Source organism: Actinokineospora spheciospongiae (assembly GCF_000564855.1).
Classification (GTDB): Bacteria; Actinomycetota; Actinomycetes; order Mycobacteriales; family Pseudonocardiaceae; genus Actinokineospora; species Actinokineospora spheciospongiae.
Window position 1 is genome coordinate 1 of sequence record NZ_AYXG01000093.1, and the last position, 7,312, is coordinate 7,312.

5 protein-coding genes are annotated in these 7,312 nt (G+C 74.2%); 3 read left to right on the forward strand and 2 right to left on the reverse strand.

Annotated features, from left to right (window positions below):
• Nucleotides 1–10 precede the first annotated feature (10 nt).
• Complete coding sequence (locus tag UO65_RS13020; protein ID WP_267880597.1) at nt 11–3,970, forward strand: SDR family NAD(P)-dependent oxidoreductase; 3,960 nt, start codon at nt 11–13, stop codon at nt 3,968–3,970.
• 88 nt (nt 3,971–4,058) lie between these two features.
• Here the strand turns inward: UO65_RS13020 and UO65_RS13025 are convergent, their stop codons facing one another.
• Both UO65_RS13025 and UO65_RS13030 read right to left on the reverse strand, forming a co-directional pair.
• Nucleotides 4,059–4,700 carry a response regulator gene (locus UO65_RS13025; protein ID WP_035282201.1) on the reverse strand — a complete coding sequence of 214 codons (642 nt, stop codon included), beginning with the start codon at nt 4,698–4,700 and terminating at the stop codon, nt 4,059–4,061.
• A complete protein-coding gene (locus tag UO65_RS13030) occupies nt 4,697–5,872 on the reverse strand; it encodes a sensor histidine kinase (protein WP_052021122.1) in 1,176 nt (391 codons plus the stop codon). Before UO65_RS13030 ends, UO65_RS13025 begins: the two co-directional genes overlap by 4 nt.
• A gap of 227 nt (nt 5,873–6,099) precedes the next feature.
• Here UO65_RS13030 and UO65_RS13035 point away from each other — a divergent pair, with 227 nt between their 5' ends.
• Together UO65_RS13035 and UO65_RS33280 are read left to right on the forward strand one after the other, a co-directional pair.
• Nucleotides 6,100–6,642: a hypothetical protein gene (locus UO65_RS13035; RefSeq protein ID WP_052021123.1), complete on the forward strand. Its 543-nt coding sequence runs from the start codon at nt 6,100–6,102 to the stop codon at nt 6,640–6,642.
• 104 nt (nt 6,643–6,746) lie between these two features.
• The gene (locus UO65_RS33280; protein WP_052021124.1) at nt 6,747–7,133 is read left to right on the forward strand and encodes a hypothetical protein; all 387 of its coding nucleotides are present in this window, start codon (nt 6,747–6,749) and stop codon (nt 7,131–7,133) included.
• Nucleotides 7,134–7,312: the final 179 nt, after the last annotated feature.

Below are 7,312 nucleotides of genomic sequence, written 5' to 3' on the forward strand. Positions count from 1 at the left end.
GTGGCTGACCCTGTCGGGCAAGGGTGGGATGGCGTCGGTTCTCGCCCCGGCGGACCAGGTGCGTGAGCGGATCGGCAAGTGGTCCGATGTGCTCGCTGTCGCTGCGGTGAACAGCCCCGGCTCCTGCGCTGTCGCGGGCGATCCGGCCACTTTGGACAAGATGGTGGCCGAGTTCGAGGCTGAGGGTGTCCGCGCTCGGCGCATCCCCGGTGTGGACACCGCTGGGCACTCCCCGCAGGTGGACGGGTTGCGGGAGCAGCTTCTCGCGGACATGGCGCCGGTTCTGCCGACCAGTTCGCAGGTCCCGTTCTTTTCCACGGTGACGGGCGAGTTGTTCGACACCGCTGGGATGGGTGCTGAGTACTGGTACCGGAACATGCGGGAGCCGGTGGAGTTCGAGGCCGCCCTGCGCGCTGCTCTGCCGGGTACTGCCGTGGTGGTGGAGGTGTCTCCGCACCCGGTGCTGTCCGTGGCGATCTCCGAGGTGATCGAAGACGCCGCCAGCGAGGCCGGTGTGGTCGGCAGCCTGCGCCGCGACGAGGGCGGGCTGGATCGGGTCGCGCGTAGTCTGGGGGAGGCGTGGACCCACGGTGCCCCGGTGGACTGGTCGAGCGTTGTGCCCTCGGGTGCGTTGGTGGACCTGCCCACCTACCCGTTCCAGCGGCAGCGGTACTGGCTCGACGTCCCGGAGGTGGCGGGTGACCCCGCCGGTTACGGCCTCGGCGCCGCCGACCACCCGCTGCTCGGCGCGGTCGTCGCCCTGGCCGACTCCGACGGGCTGCTGCTGACGGGTCGGCTGTCGCTGCGCACGCACGACTGGTTGGCCGACCACGCCGTCTGGGACACGGTGCTGCTGCCCGGCACGGCCTTCGTCGAACTGGCCGCGCACGCCGGGGCCCGGGTGGGCTGCGAGGCGGTCGAGGACCTGACCCTGGAAGCCCCGCTGCTGTTCACCGACGACGCCGTGTCCGTGCAGATCACCGTGGGTGCCCCCGACGACACCGGCGCCCGGCCGGTCTCCATCCACTCCCGCGCCGACGACGACGAACCCTGGACCCGGCACGCCACCGGCACCCTCACCGCCACCCCCGCGACACCCGACTTCGACCTCACCGCCTGGCCCCCGCCCGGCGCGGAGCCGGTCGACGTCACCGCCCTCTACCCCGAACTCGCCGCCGCGGGCCTGGCGTACGGGCCGGTCTTCCAGGGCCTGCGCGCGGCCTGGCGCGACGGCACCGACGTGTGCGCCGAGGTCGCCCTGCCCGAGGACACCGCCGCGGCCGGGTTCGGCCTGCACCCGGCCCTGCTCGACGCCGCCCTGCACGCCACCGCCGCCACCGCGGGCGCCGAGGACAGCGGGCGCATGAGCCTGCCGTTCGCCTGGCGCGGGGTCCGCGTGCACGCGACCGGCGCGGGTGCGCTGCGCGTGCGGCTGTCCCCGGTGGACGGGGGAGTGGCGCTGCGCGTCGCCGACGCCGCGGGCCTGCCCGTGGCCACCGTCGAGCAGCTCGCCGTCCGCCCGGTCACCCCCGACCAGCTCCTCCCCGCCGCCTCCCCGCTGCGCGACGCCCTCTTCCAGCTCGACTGGGTGCCGCTGACCGCGGGCGCCGCCGACACCCGCCCCCTCGACACCCATGTGGTGCCCGCCAGCGCCGAGGGTTCCGCCGCCGAGGCCACGGCCCTGACCGGGCTCGTGCTCTCCCGGCTCCAGGAGTGGCTGGCCGACCCGGCCACCGCCGACCGCCGCCTGGCCGTGGTCACCCGCGGCGCCGCGGCGGTGGCGGGCAGCGACGCCACCGACCTGGCCCACGCCGCGGTGTGGGGCCTGGTGCGCTCGGCGCAGTCCGAACACCCCGACCGCCTGGTCCTGGTCGACCTCGAAGCCGACACCGGCGTTGAAGCGGTCGTGCCGACCGCCCTGGCCACCGGGGAACCCCAGGTCGCCGTGCGCGGCGGCACCCCGCACGGCCCCCGCCTGGCCCGACCCGCCGCCCCCGAGGAAGGCGCCGGCTGGTCCTTCACCCCCGGCGGCACCGTCCTGGTCACCGGAGCCCTGGGCACCATCGGCGCCCTCGTGGCCCGCCACCTGGTCACCGCGCACGGTGTCCGGCACCTGCTGCTGACCAGCCGCCGGGGCGCGGCGGCCCCCGGCGCGGCCGAACTGGTCGCCGAACTGGCCGACCTCGGCGCCACGGCCACCGTCGCCGCCTGCGACACCGCCGACCGCGAGGCGGTCGACGCCCTGATCGCCTCGGTGCCCGCCGAGCACCCGCTGACCGCGGTCGTGCACAGCGCGGGCGTCCTCGACGACGGGGTCCTCACCGACCTGACCCCGGAGTCGCTGGAGCGGGTCATGCGCCCCAAGGCGCACGCCGCGCTCAACCTGCACGAGTCCACGAAGGACCTGGACCTGACGGCGTTCGTGCTGTTCTCCTCGGCCGCGGGTGTCTTCGGCAACCCCGGCCAGGCCAACTACGCCGCCGCCAACGCCTTCCTGGACGCCTTCGCCGCGCACCGCCGCTCCCTCGGCCTGCCCGCCACGTCGGTGGCCTGGGGCTACTGGGCCGACCGCAGCGGCATGACCGGCGACCTGGTCGACGCCGACCTCGACCGCATCGCCCGCGCGGGCATCGGCGCCATCACCACCGGGGAGGGCCTGTCCCTGTTCGACGCGGTGGGCGCACTCGACTCCTCTGCGCGCGACCGCGCCCTGCTGGCCCCGGTCAAGCTCGACCTGCCCGCGCTGCGCGCCCAGGCCGGTCCGCTCGGGGTGCCGCCACTGCTCAGCGGCCTGATCCGCGCCCTGCCCCAGCGCACCACCGCCGCCCCCGCCGGGGCGGACGCACTGCGCCGCAGGCTCGCGGGCGTCCCCGACGCCGAGCGCGGGCCGGTGGTCCTGGCGTTCGTCCGCGAGCAGGTCGCCGCCGTCCTGGGCATGACCGGCCCCGAGGCCGTCGCCCCCACCGCCGCCTTCCCCGAACTGGGCTTCGACTCGCTGACCGCCGTCGAACTGCGCAACCGCCTCGGCGCCGCCGCGGGCGTCCGCCTGCCCACGACGGTGGTGTTCGAGCACCCGACCCCCGCCGCCCTGGCCGAACACCTGGCCGGGCTCGTCACCGACGCGCCGGGCGCCACCCGGGCCCCGGTCGGCGAGGCGTCCACGTTCGGCCCCATGGCGAAGAAGGCCATCGACGCCAAGCGCCTGCAGGAGTTCGTCGGCCTGCTGGTCATGGCCTCGTCGTTCCGCCCCACCTTCACCGACCCGGCGGAGGTGGGCAGGCCCCAGGCCCTGGTCCCCGTGGCCGCCGGACCGGCGGAGGTGCCCACCCTGGTGTGCGTGCCGTCGGTGCTGGCCATGTCCGGCCCGCACGAGTACGCCCGCTTCGCCGCCGCCCTGCGCGGCACCCGGCCCGTCTCGGCACTGCCCCTGCCGGGCTTCCTCCCCGGCGAACGGATGCCCGCCACCATCGACGCCCTGATCCGCTCCCTGGCCGACACCCTCCTGCGCGACCTCGGCGGCGCCCCGTTCGCCCTGGCCGCCCACTCCTCCGGCGGCCCCATCGCCCACGCCCTGGCCGGACACCTGGAAACCCTGGGCTCACCCCCGTCGGCCCTCGCCCTGATCGACACCTACCCCCGCAACCAGAAGGTCTTCAACGGCATCCAACCCAAACTCGCCGACGGCATGGCGGGCGAGGACAACGGCGTCGGCGGCGACCTGCGGATGACCGCGATGGGCGGCTACTTCGACATGTTCGGCACCTGGAACGCCAAGCCCATCACCACCCCGACCCTCCTGCTCCGCGCCGCCGACCCCCTCCCCGCCTGGCGCCGCGACTCCGCCTGGCGGGCCACCTGGAAGCTCGACCACACCAGCGAGGAAACCCCCGGCGACCACTTCTCCATGATGGACGAACACGCGGCCACCACCGCCCTGCGCGTCCACGAGTGGGTCACCACCCAGTCCTGACCCCACAACGGAAGTCGGCCCGCGGCGGGAAATCCGCCGCGGGCCGACCTCCGTCGCGGAGGGGACTCGTCCTCGGAGCCGAGCAGCGTCACACCCGCCCGCCGCGCGAGTACCGCGCCGCGTGCTCCCGATCCCGACACCCGGTCTTCGTGTAGATCCGATTGATGTGCGTCTTCACCGTGGCCTCCGCCAGGGCCAACTCCTGAGCGATCTGCCGATTGCTCAGCCCGGCCGCCACCAGGTCCAGCACGTCCAACTCCCGCTCGGTCAACCGGGCCGCCACCCCGGCGTCCGCCCGGGGCGCCCGCGAAGCCGCCTCCAGCAAGGCCCGCTGCACGTCCCCGTCCAACACCGCCTGCCCAGCCGCCGCCGCGAACACCGCACGGGCGATCTGCTCGCGGCTCGCGGACTTGGTCAGGAACCCCAACGCCCCCGCCCGCAGCGCCCGCAACGCGGACTCGTCGTCGGCGTAGGTCGTCAGGACCACGACCTGGGTGGCGGGGAACTCGGCCCGGATGGCGGCCGTGGCGGTGATGCCGTCCACCCCGGGCATGTTCAGGTCCATCAGCACGACATCGGGGCCGCACCGGGCCACCTCGCGCACGGCCCCCGCCCCGTCGCCCGCCTCGCCGACGACGGCGATGCCGGGGTGGGCGCCCAGCAGCAGCACCAAGCCCTCGCGGATGACGGCCTGGTCGTCGGCGACCAGGACGGTGACCGGGGTGCTCACGCGGGGATCACCACCGACACGCACCAGTTCCCGCCGACCGGACCGCTGCTCATCCGCCCGCCCGCCAGTTCGGCGCGCTCGTGCAGGCCGATCAGGCCCAGGCCCGCGCCGGTGCCGGTCAGCGGCCGGTCCGCCCCGCTGCCTGGCAGGGCGGTGGTGATGCTGACCTCGACCTCGGTGTCGCCGTAGCGCACCTCCACCGCCACCTCCGACTCGGGCGCGTGCTTGCGCGCGTTGGTCAGCGCCTCCTGCACCACCCGGTAGGTGGTCAGCCCGGCCTGCGCCGACAGCGGGAAGGGCTCGCCGACGACGCTGATGCGCACCGGTTGTTCACCCTCGTCCCGGTAGGTCCCGGCCAGGGCCTCCACCAGTTCCGGCAGCGGCACCGCGTCCTCGCGCAGGGCGTGCACGGCCCGCCGGGTCTCCACCAGCCCGTCCCTGGTCAACCGCAGCGACCGGGCCAGCCGCAGGGCGGCGGCGCGCAGCACCGGGTCGGTCTCGGCGTCCGGGTGCGTGGCCAGGGTCGCGTCCACCGCCTCCAGTTGGATGGCCAGGGCGGCCAGCGAGTGCGCCAGGATGTCGTGGATCTCCCTGGCGATGCGCGCCCGCTCGGCCAGCGCCGCCGCGGTCGCCGACGCCTCGGCGGCCCGCTTGCCCTCGGCCAGCAGCCGTTCGGCCTGCTCGGCGCGCACCACGTACTGCTGGTGGCTCAGGCCCGCCCACCACATCAGCGCGAACACCAGCACCAGCAGCAGCCGCCCCGGGCTGCTGTGCAGGAACAGCGCCGCCAGGACCAGGCCGGAGGAACCGGCGGCGACGATGCGCCCCGAGTCGCGGACGTGCAGGTCGAACCCGGCCGAGTAGGCGATGGTGCCGCCCATCACCGAGGCCGCGCTGTCGGGCACCAGGGCGATCATCACCCCGAACGCCACCAGCATCGCCGCCAGCGACCAGCGCACCCCGCGCAGCGGCCCGAAGGTCCAGCACGCGCACGCGACCACGGCGACCACGACGGCCGCCCACAGCACCGCGGTGGTGGTCGCGCTCTGACCGGGGTCCCCGCGCAGCACGGTGACCACGACGACGACCAGTCCCGCGAACCGCAGGAGCAACCACACGCGGGGCGGCCTGCTGGTCAGGGGGGCCGCCCACTTGGGCAGGCTGCTGATCAATCGGGTCTCCTCGTTCCGGCCCCGTCGACGGTAACGACCGGCGCGCGGGCCAAGGTCGGCTCCGGGGTGGAGATCCGGGGTGGAGAACGCCCTCCACCCGCCCCCGCATCTCCACCACCGAGTCCACCGCCGAGGGGAAGTGCCGGGCCGCCCCGCTCCCTACGCTCGACCTCGTATTCAGGGGCACTGTCAGTGACACCCCACGACGAGGAAACTGGAGGTGGCCCGTGAGCGACAGCATGCGCGACGCGCTCATGCTCAGCGGTGTGCTCCTGGCGATCGTGTTGTTCACCCAGGTCGGCAGGCACAAGTTCGGCATCATCAAGATCCTGCTGCCGCTGGCACTCGTGGTGTTCGTCGGCTGGGACGTGCTGCGCGGCATGAGCATCACCACCCCCAACGTGCTCGCCGCCGCCATCGGCACCGCCATCGGGCTCGGCATCGGCTTCGGCCTGCTGGCCACGATGCGGGTCGAACGCGACCACGCCAAGGGCAAGTCCTACACCCGCGCCGGTCTGCCGTACCTGCTGATCTGGCTCGTGGTCCTGCTCGGCCGCCTGGCGTTCATCTGGGCGCTGGAGAACGTGGACTCCTTCGGCCGCAGCGTGGCGAAGTTCCTGATGGAGAACAGCATCGAGCCCAAGGGCCTGGCCGCGTTCTTCGTCCTGATGGCCATGACGATGGTCCTGGTCCGCACCGTCGGCACCTGGGTCCGCTCGGCCCGCCTCAGCTCCGGCAGCGACCGCCAGGAGGCGACCGCGGCCGCGTAGCCCGGTCCCCGGCCCGCGGCGCCCCCGTGCGCCGCGGGCCACCGCACCACCAGACGAGGCCCGCCACCGGCGGGGACGTGTCACGGACAAAGGAGTGTGTGCTCATGCGTGCGTTGGTGGTGGCGGCCCTGGCGGCCGCGGCGCTGTTCCTGGTCGGCTGCAAGCCGATCGACTCCTCGGCGGCGGGCGGCGCCACCGCGGGCGCGAACGAGAAGGCCCCATCGGTCTGCCTGGAGGCCGCGGGCAACATGGACTGGATTCCCAGCATCCGCGACCCCGAGAAGATGCGCAGCGATGCCAGGGAGAAGGCCGAGCGCTTCCGCAGCCTGGCCCAGAGCACCGAGGACAACCGCGCGAAGCGCATCCTGGAGAAGCTCGCGGGCGGCTACGCCGCCATCATGGAGGCCCGCGCCGACAAGGCCAGGGACCTGCTCCAGATCGCCGAACAGGTCAGCTCCAACCTGCGCGAACTCCGCAAGCTCTGCTCATAGCCCCACCTCGACCGCCCCGGCCCTGGAGGCCGTTGCCCGGGTGGATCTGCTCAGCCGTGGCCGGGTTTTGAAAGCCCGGTCGCTTTGTGGGCGTGCCCGGTGGATCTGCTCAGCCGTGCCGTGGTTTCAAAGCCCGGGATTTTTCGGGGCGTGCCCGGGTGGGTGGATCTGCTTGGGCG